The organism is Streptomyces flaveolus, assembly GCF_000716535.1.
GTDB classification, from domain to species: Bacteria; Actinomycetota; Actinomycetes; order Streptomycetales; family Streptomycetaceae; genus Streptomyces; species Streptomyces flaveolus_A.
Window position 1 is genome coordinate 206,049 of sequence record NZ_JNWV01000020.1, and the last position, 14,229, is coordinate 220,277.

Here is a 14,229-nt window from a genome sequence, read left to right on the forward strand (position 1 = left end):
ACGGGGCGGCCGCCACCCGGCGTGACGCCCCGTGTCTCCGTGCGGGCCGAATGGAGATGCGGGGCGCGCGCGGAGGGTGGGATGCTCCGGGGCATGTCCGCACGCCGCGTCAAGCCCAGTCTGTACATCTCCGTCGACATCGAGGCCGACGGACCGATCCCCGGGCCGTACTCCATGCTCAGCCTCGGGGCGGCGGTCGCCGGGGTGCAGGACGGTGCCGGTTTCACGGCCGCCGACCCCGAGGAGCGGACCTTCTACCGCGAACTGCGGCCCATCAGCGAGGACTTCGTGCCGGAGGCGCTGGCGGTGAGCGGTCTCGACCGGGCCCGGCTGACCGCCGAGGGCGCCGAACCGGCCGTGGCGCTGGCGGAGTTCGCCGCGTGGGTGCGTGAGGTCGGTGCGGGCGCGGGCGCGCAGCCGGTGATGTGCGGCTACCCGGCGTCGTACGACTGGACGTTCCTGTACTGGTATCTGGTCCGCTTCACCGGGAGCAGCCCCTTCGGGCACTCCGGCTGCCTGGACATGAAGACGCTGTACGCGGCGAAGGCCCGGCTGCCGCTGCGGGCGGTGGCGAAGGGCACCATGCCGCGCGAACTGCTGTCGCGGCGCCGGCACACGCACCACGCGCTGGACGACGCGATCGAGCAGGCGGAGTTGCTGGCCAACCTTATGAAGTGGCCGGGGGCCACGGCGTCGCCGCCCGCTCCCCCGGCCTCGTGACTCCTGACCGCCGGCCTCAGTGCGCGGCGGCGATCTCCTCCCCCGCCTCCATCGGATGGGTGACGTCGTGGGCCTCGCGGCCCTTGCCGAGGTGGTTGAAGAGGAGGTTGAGCACCACGGCCGTGACGCAGCCCGTGGAGATGCCCGAGTCCAGCACGATCTTCGCGGTCTCGGGGAACGCGTGGTAGAACTCCGGCGCGGTGATCGGGATGATGCCGACCGCGAGGGACACGGCCACGATCAGGACGTTGTTGTCCCGGTCGAGGCCGGCCCGGACCAGGGTCTGGATGCCGCTCGCGGCGACCGAGCCGAACAGGACGACGCCGGCGCCGCCGAGGACCGGCCGGGGGACGACCGCGATGAGCGAGGCGGCCATCGGGCACAGGCCCATCAGGACCAGGAAGCCGCCGCCGGTCGCGACGACGTACCGGCTGCGGATCCTCGTCATCGCGACCAGGCCGATGTTCTGGGCGAAGGCGCTGCACATGAAGCCGTTGAACAGCGGGCTGATCGCGGAGCCGAGGGTGTCGGCGCGCAGGCCGGCCGCGATGGTCCTCTCGTCCGCGGGCCGTTCCACGATCTCGCCGAGCGCCAGCATGTCGGCGGTCGACTCGGTCATCGAGACGACCATCACCACGCACAGCGACAGGATCGCGGCGAGCTGGAACTGCGGGGCGCCGAAGTGGAACGGGGTGGGGAAGCCGACCACGTCGGCGTGGGCGACGGGGCTGAAGTCCGTGACGCCGAACGGTATCGCGACGAGCGTGCCCACGATCAGGCCGAGCAGGACGGCGATCTGCTTGACGAAGCCGCGGGTGAAGCGGCGCAGCAGCAGGACGATGAGCAGGGTGGTGCCGGCGAGGGTGAGGTAGGTGGTGGAACCGTAGTCGTCCGACCGGGGGTCGGGGCCCTGGGCCCAGCCGAAGGCGACCGGCAGCAGGGACACGCCGATCAGGGTGATGACGGAGCCGGTGACGACGGGTGGGAAGAAGCGGACCGCCTTGCAGAAGACGGGCGCGGCGAGGAAGCCGAGGAGTCCGGCGACGATGACCGCGCCGAAGATGACCGGCAGGGCGTCGGACTTGTCCTCGGTGGAGGCGACGATCGCGGTCATGGGGGCGACACCGGCGAAGGTGACGCCGTTGACGAAGGGCAGCCGGGCGCCGATCTTCCAGAAGCCGAGCGTCTGGAGGAAGGTGGCGAGGCCCGCGGTGAACAGGCAGGCACCGGTGAGGAAGGTCAGGTCGGTCGCGCTCAGGCCGATGGCCGCGCCGACGATCAGTGGTGGGGCGACGACCCCGGCGTACATGGCGGCCACGTGCTGCAGGCCGCTGGTCGCCATTTTCAGGGCGGGGAGTTTCTCGTCTACGGGATGGGCGGCCACGGCGGGTCCTCCGGGCGGGTAACACGTCGTCGTCGACGTGGGTTTCATGGAGGTGGTGCGGGTGGGCAGGGGGGACCTCCCTGCTCGGGCGGAGCCGAGAGCCGGGGGAGGGACCTGACGGGGGTGGCGCGGTGAGCGGGGGTGAGCGGTGTGGGGGTGACCGTCCCCAGGGCGCGTGCGTGCACCCGCCCCGGGGACGGCTGCCGTGGATCCCGCTCGGATCCACGGGTCCCGGCCGGGAGCCGTCCCTCCCGGCCGGAGTCTGTGAGGGCCTGAGCCGGGTCAGGCCTGCGCGGTGATGCGGGCCAGGCGCTGGGCCTCCGCGCGGGTGGAGGCGGCGATGGTGTCCTCGTCCACGGTGAGCAGGCGGCCGTTCTCCACGATCTGCCGGCCGTTCACGAAGGACGCGGTGACCGGGGCCGCGGCGCCGAGGACGAGCGCGGTCACCGGGTCGGCGATGGAGGCGTGGGCGAGCGTGTCCATCTTCCACAGCACCAGGTCGGCGAGCTTGCCGGGCTCCAGCGAGCCGATCTGCTCCGCCCGGCCGAGGACCTGGGCGCCGCCGTGGGTGCCGAGCCGCAGCGCCTGGCGGGCGTTGAGGGCGGCCTCGCGGTGGGCGCCGAGGCGGTTGATCAGGAGGGCGTTGCGCAGCTCGGTGTGGAGTTCGCCGGACTCGTTGGAGGCGGTGCCGTCGACGCCGAGGCCGACCGGGACGCCCGCCCGGAGCATGTCGGGGACGCGGGCGATGCCGGCCGCGAGGCGGGCGTTGGAGGACGGGCAGTGGGCGACGCCGGTCTTCGTGCGGGCGAAGGCGGCGATGTCGGAGTCGGTCATGTGGACACAGTGCGCCATCCACACGTCCTCACCGAGCCAGCCGGTGGACTCGAAGTAGTCGGTCGGGCCCAGGCCGAACAGTTCGTGGCAGAACTTCTCCTCCTCCACCGTCTCCGAGCCGTGGGTGTGCAGCCGTACGCCGAGGCGGCGCGCCAACTCGGCACCCTGGCGCATGAGTTCCGTGGAGACGGAGAACGGCGAGCAAGGGGCGACCGCCACCTGGGTCATCGCGTCGAAGGAGGCGTCGTGGTGCTCGCGGACGGTCTCCTCGGTGGCGGCGAGGGCGCCCTCCAGGGTCTCGACGGCGAAGTCCGGGGGCAGTCCGCCGTCCTTCTCGCCGCGGTCCATCGAGCCGCGGGCCAGCGTGAAGCGGACGCCCGTCTCGGCGGCGGCCCGGATGATCGAGCCGGACAGGTCGCCGGAGCCGTGCGGGTAGACGTAGTGGTGGTCCATGGCGGTGGTGACTCCGCCCCGGGCCATCATGGCGAGCGATCCCTGCGCGGCGGCGTACGTCATCCGCTCGTCGATGCGCGCCCAGGTGGGGTAGAGCGCGACCAGCCAGTTGAACAGGTTGTGGTCGGTGGCCAGGCCCCGGGTGATCCACTGGTAGAAGTGGTGGTGGGTGTTGACCAGACCGGGCGTGGCCAGATGGCCGCTCGCGTCGATCCGGCGCACCACGTTCTCCAGGCCCTCGGGGGCCTTGCCCGCGCCGACCGACTCGATCCGGTTGCCGGCGAGGACGAGGTGTCCGCAGGCGTACTCCGTGCCGGCCGCGTCCACGGTGGCGATGGCACAGTTCTCGATGACGATGCGCTCGGCTGCCGATGGCGCCATGGTGCTTCCTTGTCTTTCAGTGGCGGCCCGCGAACGGGAGGGTGTCCACGGGGAGGGCACGGCAGGACCCTAGGAGGATTTGAGTGCCGGAGCCGGTTGCCCGCTCCGGGTGCCGAGATGGTGGAAGAACAGGTTCAGCAGGACCGCGACCAGCGCGCCGGCGCTGATGCCGGAGCCGAGCACGGTCTGCGCCCAGGCCGGGAAGCCGGCGTAGAAGGTCGGCGCGGCCAGCGGGATGATGCCGGCGCCGAGCGCCACGGCCACCAGGATGATGTTGGAGCTGTCGTCCAGGCCCGCCTCGGACAGCGTACGGATCCCGCTGACGGCGATCGAGCCGAACAGGACGATGCCCGCGCCGCCGAGGACCGGCATGGGGACCAGGGAGACGACCGCGCCGAGCACCGGGAAGGCACCGAGGACCAGCAGGGCGGCACCGGCGACGGCGACGACGTACCGGCTGCGCACCCGGGTGAGGGAGACGACGCCGACGTTCTGGGCGAAGGCCGAGGTGGGGAAGCCGCCGAAGACGGGGCCGAGCAGGGTGGCGATGCCGTCGGTGCGCAGACCGCGGGTGATGGTCCGCGCGTCGGCGCGGCGGTCGCAGATCTCGCCGAGGGCGAGCATGCCGGCGCTGGACTCGGTCATCAGCACCAGCATCACGATGCACAGGGAGAGGATGGCCGCGGGCTGGAACTCGGGGGCGCCGAAGGCGAACGGGGTGGGCAGCGCGGCGACCGGCGCGGACTGCAGGCCGGTGAAGTCGGCCATGCCGAAGGGGATCGCGGCGAGGGTCCCGACGAGCAGTCCGAACAGCAGCGCGATCTGCTTGACGAAGCTTTTGCCGAAGCGCTGGATCAGCAGGATGACGGCGAGGGTGAACCCGGCGAGCGCGAGGTGCCGCATGGCACCGAAGTCGGCGGCGGTCTTGTCGCCGCCCTGCGCCCAGCCGACCGGTACGGGCATCAGCGTGACGCCGATCAGGGTGATGACGACGCCGGTGACCAGCGGCGGGAAGAAGCGGAGCAGCCGGCCGAAGAACGGGCCGAGGGCCAGGCAGAAGGCGCCGGCGACCATCACCGCACCGTAGATCGCGGGGAGTTGGTGGCCCTTGCCGTTGGTCTCGGCGATCGCGAGGATCGGGGCGATGCCGGCGGAGGAGGCCGCGTTGACGAAGGGCAGCCGGTTGCCGACGAGGCCCTTGACGCCGATGGTCTGCAGGACGGTCGCGACGCCCGCGATGAGCAGGCTCGCGGCGATGAGCCGGGTGCGGGCCGCGATGTCGAGCCCGCAGGCCTGGCCGATGATGAGCGGAGGAGTGACAACGCCCGCGTACATCGCGGCGATGTGCTGGAGCGCGGCGGGGACGAGCCGCGAGGGGTGGAGCTTCTCGTCCACCGGGTGCACGGACGTGACGGCGTCCTCGGTGTGCTCCGGCGGGGTGGAACAGGGGGCTGTGGCGGGCCCCTTCGCAGGCTGTGCCATTTCGTTCCCTCCGGTGTGGCGGGCCCCCGGCCCGGCTGGCGGGGCCGGGGGCACGCGTCCCGCGTCAGAGGTTGGTCATGTCGACCGGGATACGGGCCTCACAGCCGTCCCGCAGGATGGTGGCCTCGATGAGGCCGTAGGGGCGGTCGGCGGCGAAGTAGACCTCGTTGTCGTTCTTCAGTCCGAACGGCTCCAGGTCCACCAGGAAGTGGTGCTTGTTCGGCAGCGAGAAGCGGACCTCGTCGATCTCGCTGCGGTTGTTGATGATGCGCGCGCCCATCTGGTACAGCGTCTGCTGGAGGGAGAGGGAGTACGTCTCGGCGAAGGCCTGGAGCATGTGCTTCTTCGTCTGCTCGTAGGACTTCTCCCAGTTGGGCATCTTCTGCTCGTCGTCGGTCCAGTTGAACCGCCAGCGGCCGGAGACCTGGGTGGCCAGGATGCGGTCGTACGCCTCCTGGAGGGTGGTGTACTTGTCCTTGACGTAGCCCCAGAACTCGGAGTTCGTGGAGTTCATCACGACCAGGTCCTTCAGCCCGGAGACGACCTCCCACCGCTCACCGTCGTAGGTGACCTGGGTGAGGCGGGTCTCCTGGCCCTTGCGGACGAAGGAGTGCTTGACCTCGTCGGCGCCGATGAACCTGGAGTTGGCGTCGGAGGTCTCGATCCGCTCCCAGGCGTACTCCTCGATGCGGATCCGGGCGCGGTGGATCGGCTCCTGCGAGGTGACGAAGTGCCGGGCGAGGTGGATGCCGAACTGCTCGGCGGACTCGATGCCGTGCTCCTTGGCGAACGCGAACACCGTGTTCTTCGTGGTGTCGGTCGGCAGGACGTTGGCGTTGGAACCGGAGTAGTGGACGTCCTCCATGTCGCCGCTCAGCGCGACGGAGACGTTGAGGTCCTTGATGTGATGGGTGGCGCCGTCCCGCGTGATCTTGACGACTCGGTTCTCGGCCTTGCCGTACTGGTTCTGTCCCAGGATCACAGGGCGGGCAGGGCGGGAATTGACGGTCATTTAGCTAGCTCCCTCGGTAAACGGAGTAGCCGAACGGGTTGAGCAGCAGCGGTACGTGGTAGTGCTCGCCCGGTACGACGGCGAACGTGATCGCCACCTCGGGGAAGAACACGGACGGCGCACCGCTGTCCCGGTTCGCGGGGGCGTCCTGCTGCGCATCGGCTTGCTTCTTCGCGAAGTACGGCTCCACCTCGAAGTCGAGCCGTACGTGGGTGGTCCCCTCCGGCAGCGCCGGGAGGTCCTTGCACCGCCCGTCCCCGTCGGTGGCGGAGCCGCCGAGCGCGGTCCAGTCCGCCCACCGGCCACTGCGGGCGGAGAGGTGGACGGCGACGCCCCCGGCGGGGCGGCCGATCGAGGTGTCCAGGATGTGCGTGGACACGGAGGCGGTGGTGCTGGTGCTCATGGTGTCAGGCGTCCCCTTCGACGAGTCGGGCCAGTCGGATGCGGTTGATCTTGCCCAGCTCGGTACGGACGATCTCCCGCTCCCGCTCCGGCGCGTTGCCGATCCGCTCCTTGACCGCGTCCCGCATCTGCTCGCCGGTCCGGCCGGTGGCGCAGATGAGGAAGACATGGCCGAACTTCTCCTGGTAGGCCAGGTTCAGTTCGAGCATCTCCGCCTTGAGTTCGTCGGAGGCGCCGGCCATGCCGCGCTGCTCGCGGGCGGAGGCCGGGTCGCCGGGCTTGGGGCGGCCGATCGGCGGGTGCCCGGCCATCGCCTCCTCGAGGTCCGCGGTGGTCAGCTCGGCCATGGCGGCATCGCTGGTGGCGAAGAGGTCCTCGGGAGTGGCGTAGGGGCGGGCGGCGAGCAGTCGCCGGGCCCACTCGGTGGAGGCGCACGCCTCGTGGAGTGCGGCGAGGGCCGCGCGCTCCTCCAGATCGTTGAACCGGGCCAGGCCCGGGGGCGTGGAAGTCGACGTCACGGGAGCCTCCGTGGCCACGATGGGCCGTCGTGCTGAACGGGCTGCCGATAGCTAACGCCCTCGGAAACATCACGTCAACACTTTGTTGAAAATTCCGCGTAACAAGCCGGGCCCGGTCCGGGCGGGTACGACAGCCCCCGCTTCCGCGCCGGTCAGGCCCCCTTCTCCCGGTTGAGGTAGTTGTAGACGGTGAACCGGCTGACGCCGAGCGCGCTCGCCACGGTCTCCACACCGTGCCGCACGGCGAACGCGCCGCGCGCCTCCAGGCTGCGCACGAGTTCCTGCTTGGCCTTGCGGTCCAGGTCGGCCAGCGGCCGGCCCTGCCTGCGCTCCATGGCGGCGAGGATGTGGTCGAGGGAGTCGGCGAGCTGGGGCAGGCGTACGGCGACGACGTCGACACCCTCCCAGGCGAGGACGACGTCCTCGGGGCCGGCCTCGTCGGGCGGCAGCAGCTCCCCGCCCATGGCGTCGACCAGTGGCTTCACGGCCGCGATGAACGGCTCGTCCCCGGTCACCTGCCGCCCTCCGCGGTCTCGTCGCCGTTCGCGTCGTCGATCACGTTGACCTGGAGCGAGACCCGGGTGGCGCCGGCCTCCAGGGTCTTGCGCAGCAGCGCGTCGACCGCCGTGAGCACGCGATCGGCGCCGCCCTCCGCCGTGTTGCCGAACGGGCCGACGTCGACGGCGTCCAGCCCGGCCGTCTCGATGACCTCCCGCGCCACCAGGGCGTGCGCGGGCGCCTCGTCCAGGTCGAAGGGTTCGGTCGTGAACTCCACTCTCAATCGCACGCGCTCAACCTAACGCCCGGCGCGGCTTTTCGGGCGCCCGGAGGCCGGCCCCCCTTGACAAGCTCCGACACCCGACGGCAATCTTCCATTACGCAGAAACGAACTTCCGTAATACGGAATCTCGACCCACGGAAGGGAGCGCGGCCCGAATGCCAGGTTTCGAGTGGAGCACCGCCGCAGACCAGCGCTTCAACGTCAACCTGTCGATCCTCTTCACGGAACTCCCGCTCCTGGAGCGTCCCGCGGCCGCCGCCGCGGCGGGCTTCTCCGCGGTCGAGCTGTGGTGGCCCTGGATCGACTCCCCCACGCCCGCCCGGTCCGAGCTGGACGCCCTGAAGAAGGCGATCGAGGACGCGGGAGTCCGGCTCACGGGCCTGAACTTCTACGCCGGCCGGCTCCCGGGCCCGGACCGCGGCGCCCTGTCGGTCCCGGGCGCGGAGTCGGAGAGGTTCCGCGCCAACGTCGACGTCGCCGCCGACTTCGCGGCCTCCGTCGGCTGCACGGCGCTCAACGCGCTGTACGGCAACCGCGTCGAGGGCGCGGACCCGGCCGAGCAGGACGCGCTCGCCCTGGAGAACCTGACCCTCGCGGCCCGGGCGGCCGACCGGGTCGGCGCGGTCCTGCTGATCGAAGCTCTCAACAAGCCCGAGTCGCCGCTGTACCCGCTGGTGAGCGCACCCGCCGCCATCGAGGTCGTGGACAGGGTCAACGAGGCGACGGGTCTCGGGAACGCGAAGTTCCTGATGGACCTGTACCACCTGTCCATGAACGGCGAGGACCTGCCGGCGGTCATCGAGCGGTACGCGGCGAAGACCGGCCATGTGCAGATCGCCGACAACCCCGGCCGCGGCGCCCCCGGAACGGGTTCGCTCCCGCTCGAGGACCTGCTCGACCGGCTGAAGAAGGCCGGTTACGACGGCTGGGTGGGCCTTGAGTACAAGCCGGGCGACCGCCCGAGCGCCGAGGCCTTCGACTGGCTGCCCGTCGGGGCCCGCGCGGCCCGCTGACCACCCTGTACTGAGAAAGGCACCCCCAATGAGTCTTCCCAAGATCGCGTGGATCGGCCTCGGCATCATGGGCTCCCCCATGTCCGAGAACCTGGTCAAGGCGGGTTACGACGTCACCGGCTACACCCTGGAGCGGGAGAAGCTGGACCGGCTGGCCGCCGCCGGCGGTACGGCCGCCGCCTCGCTCGCCGAGGCCGTGCGGGACGCCGACGTGGTGATCACGATGGTGCCCGCCTCCCCGCAGGTCGAGGCCATCGCCTACGGCCCGGACGGCATCCTGGAGAACGCCGGGCGGGGCGCCCTGCTGATCGACATGTCCTCGATCACCCCGCAGACCTCCGTCGATCTCGCGAAGAACGCCGCGGCGAAGGGCATCCGCGTCCTGGACGCGCCCGTCTCCGGCGGTGAGGCCGGTGCCATCGAGGCCGTACTGTCGATCATGGTGGGCGGTGAGCAGGCCGACTTCGACCAGGCCAGGCCGATCTTCGAGGCGCTCGGCAAGACCATCGTGCTGTGCGGTCCGCACGGCTCCGGCCAGACCGTGAAGGCGGCCAACCAGCTGATCGTCGCCGTCAACATCCAGGCGTGCGCGGAGGCCGTGGTCTTCCTGGAGAAGTCGGGCGTGGACCTGAAGGCCGCGCTGGACGTGCTGGGCGGCGGCCTCGCCGGCTCGACCGTGCTGACGCGCAAGAAGGACAACTTCCTGAACCGCGACTTCAAGCCGGGCTTCCGCATCGACCTGCACCACAAGGACATGGGTATCGTCACCGACGCCGCCCGCGCCGTCGGCGCGGCCCTGCCGGTCGGCGCCGTGGTCGCCCAACTGGTCGCGTCGCTGCGCGCCCAGGGCGACGGCGGCCTGGACCACTCGGCCCTGCTGCGGGCCGTGGAGCGCCTGTCCGGCGCCCAGGTCTGACGGCCCCTCCCGGACTTCCGGGCCGCGGCGCCGCTGACACCTGTCCTGTCGCGCCCAGGCGGCACCGCGGCCCGGAACCGCCTCCACCACGGCACTGATTCAGTTCAACAAACTGTTGACGCCCAGATCGCCCCACTCCTAGGCTCCACGAAGCGGAAACAGGTTTCCGCTGACACCCGCACGGAAGGTCCACGATGTCGCAGCGCGTGCTCACCACCGAGTCCGGCGCCCCGGTCGCCGACAACCAGAACTCCGCCTCCGCCGGCGTCGGCGGCCCGCTCCTGATCCAGGACCAGCACCTCCTGGAGAAGCTCGCGCGCTTCAACCGCGAGCGGATCCCGGAGCGTGTGGTGCACGCCCGCGGCTCCGGCGCGTACGGCCACTTCGAGGTGACGGACGACGTCACCGGCTACACCCACGCCGCCTTCCTCGGCGAGATCGGCAAGCGCACCGAGGTGTTCGTGCGCTTCTCGACCGTGGCCGACTCGCTCGGCGGCGCCGACGCCGTCCGTGACCCGCGCGGTTTCGCGGTGAAGTTCTACACCGAGGAGGGCAACTACGACCTCGTCGGCAACAACACCCCGGTGTTCTTCATCAAGGACCCGATCAAGTTCCCCGACTTCATCCACTCGCAGAAGCGGGACCCGTTCACGGGCAAGCAGGAGCCGGACAACGTCTGGGACTTCTGGGCGCACTCCCCCGAGGCCACGCACCAGGTGACCTGGCTGATGGGCGACCGGGGCATCCCGGCGTCGTACCGGCACATGAACGGCTACGGCTCGCACACCTACCAGTGGACGAGCGCCGAGGGCGAGGCCTTCTTCGTCAAGTACCACTTCAAGACGAACCAGGGCATCCGCTGCCTGTCCGCCGAGCAGGCGCAGGAGCTGGCCGGCAAGGACCCCAACTCCCACCAGACCGACCTGCTCCAGGCGATCGAGCGCGGGGTGCACCCGTCCTGGACCCTCTACGTCCAGATCATGCCGGCGGCCGAAGCGGCGGACTACCGCTTCAACCCGTTCGACCTGACCAAGGTGTGGTCGCACAAGGACTACCCGCTCCAGCGGGTGGGCCGCCTGGTCCTCGACCGCAACCCGGACAACGTGTTCGCCGAGGTCGAGCAGGCCGCGTTCGCTCCGAACAACTTCGTGCCCGGCATCGGCCCGTCCCCGGACAAGATGCTCCAGGGCCGCCTGTTCGCCTACGCCGACGCCCACCGCTACCGCCTCGGCGTCAACCACACCCTGCTCCCCGTGAACACCCCGAAGGCGGTCCCCGGCGGCGCGCGGAACTACGGCCGGGACGGCTTCATGGCCCTCAACGCGCAGGGCCGCCACGCCAAGAACTACGAGCCGAACTCCTACGACGGCCCGGTCGAGACCGGCCGCCCGCTCTCGGCCCCGCTGGCGGTCTCGGGCCACACGGGCACCCACGAGGCGCCCCTCCACACCAAGGACGACGACTTCTTCCAGGCGGGCGAGCTGTACCGGCTGATGTCGCAGGACGAGAAGTCCCGCCTGGTCGCGAACATCGCCGGCGGCCTCTCGCAGGTCTCCCGCGACGACGTGATCGAGAAGAACCTGGCCCACTTCCACGCCGCCGACCCCGAGTACGGCAAGCGCGTGGAGGAGGCGGTCCACGCCCTGCGCGAGGACTGAGCACCAGGAACCCGCATGCGGCGTACGGAGTCTGACGGGAGGTCATGATGTCCGTACGCGGCCCGCGCGGCACGCCGGCGGCCCGGATGAGGGGTGGCCGCCGGGCGAACGCGCGGGCAGGGCGAGGACCGCGGTGGCCTGCGAGCCAGTGCGGTGGTGAAGGACCCCCGTCCCCTTCTCGACCAGAGGGAAGGGCGCCGGGCTCCGTCGCATCCACCGCGGTCCCACCCAGCCCCTCCCGAGGGGCCCACCCACCCCGTCCGGCGGCGCGAACGACCTGTCGCGCCCAGCCTCGCGCCGTCGGACGGCCACCAAGCGCTCCCTACACCGGTTCGACACCTCCGGCGAGGGAGCGTTCGGCGTTGTCCAGCAGCTCTTTGTAGGTGAGCACCTCGACCCGGGTGACGTGCGAGTTGAACGTCCGCAACGTCTCGTTGACCTCGCCCTCCGGTACGTCGGGGTGCAGACCGGGATGACCGACGAGCACCAGCGCGCCCGCTCGCCGGGTCTCGATGCCGAGTTCCTCGCGGATGCGGGCACGGTGCTCGTCCAGTCCGACGAGGTAGTTGACGGCCTGCCCGACGGCCTCGTGGACGTGCGCCGCGGGCACCCATGCGTGGCGGTGGCGTTTGACCAGCGGCGCGTCGAGACTTATGGCCCGCTTGAGTTCGACGATGTGCAGCGCCCCGTCACCGCGTATGAGCGGGATGTCCACCTCGTCCCCCGGCACCAGCCGGCGCCGCGCGGCCTCGCCGACGAACCGGCCGCCGAAGATCCAGTGGTTCCCTTCGAGAGCGCGCTGCAGATCCGCCTCGGTGGCCGTGCGGTCCTCCACGACGGCCCGCAGCTCCTCGGGACCGGCGGCCCGACGTCGCAGCTCGGCGGCCTGGAGGATCAGCCGTCCCTCGCGGTCGGCGGCGAGCAGGGCCATGGCCTGTGGAGAGCCGACGATCCTGCGAGCCGACTCCGCCGGGTCCGCGACGTCGATTCGCTCGCTCCTCAGCAGCCGCTCCAGCCACAGCGAGATCTCGGCCGCCCCACGGGGGATCACGTAGCGCCCCGGGCGGTCGTCCGGAGCCCGCAGGAACGCGGCGTCCTCCCCTTGGGCCCGGAAATGGCTCAGCGTCTCCTCGGCGCTCGCGCCGGGATGTTCCCTCAGGTAGGCCTCGCCCGCGGCGACCAGCCACTGGTGCATGGTCCGCAGGCTGCTCGCCACGAAGTCACGGGACCGTTCTCTGCGCGCCCCGTCCTGGAAGATCCGGTACCGCTCCTCGAGATCCTGCTGGAGGATGCGGCCCTCCGCGTAGTCCAGTGAGTCCTGCAAGAGCCGGACGACGTGCCACTCCCCCGCCTCCGCCGCCGTCTTGCGGGCGGCCTCCATGAGCCTGACGAGTTCCTTGCCCTGTCTGCGTCTACCGGGGCTGCCGCTGCCCATGTAGGCGAAGACCGCGTCCACCGCCGACCGCACGGCCTCGTCGGCGGCCGCGCCGCGCACCTGCCCCAGCTGCCGCTCCAACACCATGTCGCTTCTCACGCTCATGGACGTCAGTGTGGGTGTCGCCACTGACAGTCACCGTCCCGGCGTGCAGATCCGGTTCCCCCGCCGCACGCTGAAGGCATGGCCAATCCGACCCACTACCCGCACATCGTGGTCCATCCCCCGGCCCTGGACGGTTCCCGGCGGGTGACCGAGGGGGACGTGACGCTGGGGATCGCCTCGCATCTCGACGACGTCGTGGAGATCCTGCGGCTGGCCGATCTGGACCGGATCGAGGTGGAGCAGAGCGACCTGATCGAATGGCAGGGCGGCGGCCCGGACGACTGGCCGGGGCTGTCGGAGCACGAGCTGTGACGGCGGCGCGTACGGCAGCGGTCGTAGGCCTGGTGCGCAACCCTCAAATCATCCTCTGAAGACCGCGGCGGAGGCTTCAACCACCCCTGTGCCAGGGCACATTATCGGCACACGGGGCCCGTCGGCACGGGGGCGACGGGCTCCGTACGGGGGGTGTCTCATGAGCCGTACGACGTCGAATCCGCCGGACCCGTGCGTGGTCGCGCTGCTGCGCGGGGGCGACCGCGCAGCCCTCGCCGTCGCCGTGCTCGGGATGCATCTGCGCGGCGCGGTCGAGGCGGGCCGGCCGGGCACACTGCGCAAGACAGCGACCGGTGACGCCGGGCCCTTCCGGCATCCGCTGGAGAAGGCCGTCCGTACCGCCCTGTACCGGCCCGCCGGTCCCCGGGAGCTGCCCGGCCGCGCGGTGGTGCGGCGGGCACTCGCCCGGATGCGGGCCGAGCTGGCGGCGGAGGGGCTGCTGCGGCTGCGGCCGCCCGGCCGCACCCGTGCCGCCCGCCGTCTGCTGGCGGACCTCCGCGAGCGCCGTCCGCTCCCCGAGGGCCCGGACGGGCTGCCGGAGGACGAGGTGCTGCTCGCCGTCGCGCTGTACGGCGGGCGGGCCCTGACCGTCCTCGCACCGCGTTTCGCCCGGGAGGCGGGGCTCACGGGCCGGGGTGCGCTCGCGGACGAGGGCCGCTTCCCGTTCGGCCGGGGCACCGTCTTCCGGTACGTCGTGGGGGACGAGGCCATCTGGGACGGCGGTGGCGGTGGGTACGGCGGGCACGACCACGGGGGTCACGACTACGGGGGCGGTTGCGGCGGGGGCGGCGGGTTCGACTGA

At 71.3% G+C, this 14,229-nt stretch carries 15 protein-coding genes; 6 read left to right on the plus strand and 9 right to left on the minus strand.

From position 1 onward, the window contains the following. Positions 1-93 precede the first annotated feature (93 nt). The gene (locus OO52_RS22585) at positions 94-720 is read left to right on the plus strand and encodes a 3'-5' exonuclease (RefSeq protein ID WP_037629233.1); all 627 of its coding nucleotides are present in this window, start codon (positions 94-96) and stop codon (positions 718-720) included. A 16-nt stretch (positions 721-736) separates the two neighbouring features. On the opposite strand, the gene OO52_RS22590 is transcribed toward OO52_RS22585, so the two are convergent. The 8 genes from OO52_RS22590 to OO52_RS22625 all read right to left on the minus strand — a co-directional run bounded on the left by OO52_RS22590 (position 737) and on the right by OO52_RS22625 (position 7,973). Next, complete coding sequence (locus OO52_RS22590; protein ID WP_030645627.1) at positions 737-2,104, minus strand: nucleobase:cation symporter-2 family protein; 1,368 nt, start codon at positions 2,102-2,104, stop codon at positions 737-739. Positions 2,105-2,386: 282 nt separating this feature from the next. Continuing rightward, positions 2,387-3,772, minus strand: a complete 1,386-nt coding sequence (locus OO52_RS22595; protein ID WP_030645628.1) for an 8-oxoguanine deaminase — start codon at positions 3,770-3,772, stop codon at positions 2,387-2,389. 69 nt (positions 3,773-3,841) lie between these two features. Beyond that, positions 3,842-5,254, minus strand: coding sequence for a nucleobase:cation symporter-2 family protein (locus OO52_RS22600; protein WP_030645630.1), 1,413 nt, complete (start codon positions 5,252-5,254; stop codon positions 3,842-3,844). Positions 5,255-5,318: 64 nt separating this feature from the next. Continuing rightward, positions 5,319-6,266 carry a factor-independent urate hydroxylase gene (pucL, locus tag OO52_RS22605; protein ID WP_030645632.1) on the minus strand — a complete coding sequence of 316 codons (948 nt, stop codon included), beginning with the start codon at positions 6,264-6,266 and terminating at the stop codon, positions 5,319-5,321. Positions 6,267-6,270: 4 nt separating this feature from the next. Further along, complete coding sequence (gene uraH, locus OO52_RS22610) at positions 6,271-6,669, minus strand: hydroxyisourate hydrolase (RefSeq protein WP_030645634.1); 399 nt, start codon at positions 6,667-6,669, stop codon at positions 6,271-6,273. 4 nt (positions 6,670-6,673) lie between these two features. Beyond that, positions 6,674-7,186 (minus strand): 2-oxo-4-hydroxy-4-carboxy-5-ureidoimidazoline decarboxylase, encoded by a 513-nt coding sequence (gene uraD, locus OO52_RS22615; protein ID WP_030645636.1) that lies wholly within the window; start codon positions 7,184-7,186, stop codon positions 6,674-6,676. A gap of 152 nt (positions 7,187-7,338) precedes the next feature. Further along, the gene (locus OO52_RS22620; protein WP_078629711.1) at positions 7,339-7,650 is read right to left on the minus strand and encodes a helix-turn-helix domain-containing protein; all 312 of its coding nucleotides are present in this window, start codon (positions 7,648-7,650) and stop codon (positions 7,339-7,341) included. A 47-nt stretch (positions 7,651-7,697) separates the two neighbouring features. Further along, entirely contained in the window at positions 7,698-7,973 is a 276-nt protein-coding gene (locus OO52_RS22625; protein WP_078629703.1) for a thiamine-binding protein, read from the minus strand. A 149-nt stretch (positions 7,974-8,122) separates the two neighbouring features. Between OO52_RS22625 and OO52_RS22630 the strand changes: the two genes are divergently transcribed. The 3 genes from OO52_RS22630 to OO52_RS22640 all read left to right on the plus strand — a co-directional run bounded on the left by OO52_RS22630 (position 8,123) and on the right by OO52_RS22640 (position 11,554). Further along, positions 8,123-8,980 carry a TIM barrel protein gene (locus OO52_RS22630; protein WP_030645642.1) on the plus strand — a complete coding sequence of 286 codons (858 nt, stop codon included), beginning with the start codon at positions 8,123-8,125 and terminating at the stop codon, positions 8,978-8,980. Between the two features lie 28 nt (positions 8,981-9,008). After that, positions 9,009-9,896, plus strand: coding sequence for a 2-hydroxy-3-oxopropionate reductase (locus OO52_RS22635; protein WP_030645644.1), 888 nt, complete (start codon positions 9,009-9,011; stop codon positions 9,894-9,896). 194 nt (positions 9,897-10,090) lie between these two features. Further along, entirely contained in the window at positions 10,091-11,554 is a 1,464-nt protein-coding gene (locus OO52_RS22640; protein WP_030645646.1) for a catalase, read from the plus strand. Between the two features lie 322 nt (positions 11,555-11,876). Here the strand turns inward: OO52_RS22640 and OO52_RS22645 are convergent, their stop codons facing one another. Next, the gene (locus OO52_RS22645; RefSeq protein WP_234339627.1) at positions 11,877-13,094 is read right to left on the minus strand and encodes a Shedu anti-phage system protein SduA domain-containing protein; all 1,218 of its coding nucleotides are present in this window, start codon (positions 13,092-13,094) and stop codon (positions 11,877-11,879) included. Between the two features lie 78 nt (positions 13,095-13,172). Here OO52_RS22645 and OO52_RS22650 point away from each other — a divergent pair, with 78 nt between their 5' ends. Further along, complete coding sequence (locus OO52_RS22650; protein WP_030645650.1) at positions 13,173-13,406, plus strand: hypothetical protein; 234 nt, start codon at positions 13,173-13,175, stop codon at positions 13,404-13,406. A 160-nt stretch (positions 13,407-13,566) separates the two neighbouring features. Continuing rightward, positions 13,567-14,229, plus strand: coding sequence for a hypothetical protein (locus OO52_RS22655; RefSeq protein WP_030645652.1), 663 nt, complete (start codon positions 13,567-13,569; stop codon positions 14,227-14,229).

Excerpts from the sequence above, each read along its gene's own strand:
- OO52_RS22620 (WP_078629711.1), bottom strand. The coding sequence starts at position 7,650 with ATGGGCGGGGAGCTGCTGCCGCCCGACGAGGCCGGCCCCGAGGACGTC.
- OO52_RS22595 (WP_030645628.1), bottom strand. The coding sequence starts at position 3,772 with ATGGCGCCATCGGCAGCCGAGCGCATCGTCATCGAGAACTGTGCCATC.
- OO52_RS22585 (WP_037629233.1), top strand. The coding sequence starts at position 94 with ATGTCCGCACGCCGCGTCAAGCCCAGTCTGTACATCTCCGTCGACATC.
- OO52_RS22630 (WP_030645642.1), top strand. The coding sequence starts at position 8,123 with ATGCCAGGTTTCGAGTGGAGCACCGCCGCAGACCAGCGCTTCAACGTC.
- OO52_RS22640 (WP_030645646.1), top strand. The coding sequence starts at position 10,091 with ATGTCGCAGCGCGTGCTCACCACCGAGTCCGGCGCCCCGGTCGCCGAC.
- OO52_RS22635 (WP_030645644.1), top strand. The coding sequence starts at position 9,009 with ATGAGTCTTCCCAAGATCGCGTGGATCGGCCTCGGCATCATGGGCTCC.
- OO52_RS22650 (WP_030645650.1), top strand. The coding sequence starts at position 13,173 with ATGGCCAATCCGACCCACTACCCGCACATCGTGGTCCATCCCCCGGCC.
- pucL (WP_030645632.1), bottom strand. The coding sequence starts at position 6,266 with ATGACCGTCAATTCCCGCCCTGCCCGCCCTGTGATCCTGGGACAGAAC.
- OO52_RS22645 (WP_234339627.1), bottom strand. The coding sequence starts at position 13,094 with ATGAGCGTGAGAAGCGACATGGTGTTGGAGCGGCAGCTGGGGCAGGTG.
- OO52_RS22655 (WP_030645652.1), top strand. The coding sequence starts at position 13,567 with ATGAGCCGTACGACGTCGAATCCGCCGGACCCGTGCGTGGTCGCGCTG.
- uraH (WP_030645634.1), bottom strand. The coding sequence starts at position 6,669 with ATGAGCACCAGCACCACCGCCTCCGTGTCCACGCACATCCTGGACACC.
- OO52_RS22600 (WP_030645630.1), bottom strand. The coding sequence starts at position 5,254 with ATGGCACAGCCTGCGAAGGGGCCCGCCACAGCCCCCTGTTCCACCCCG.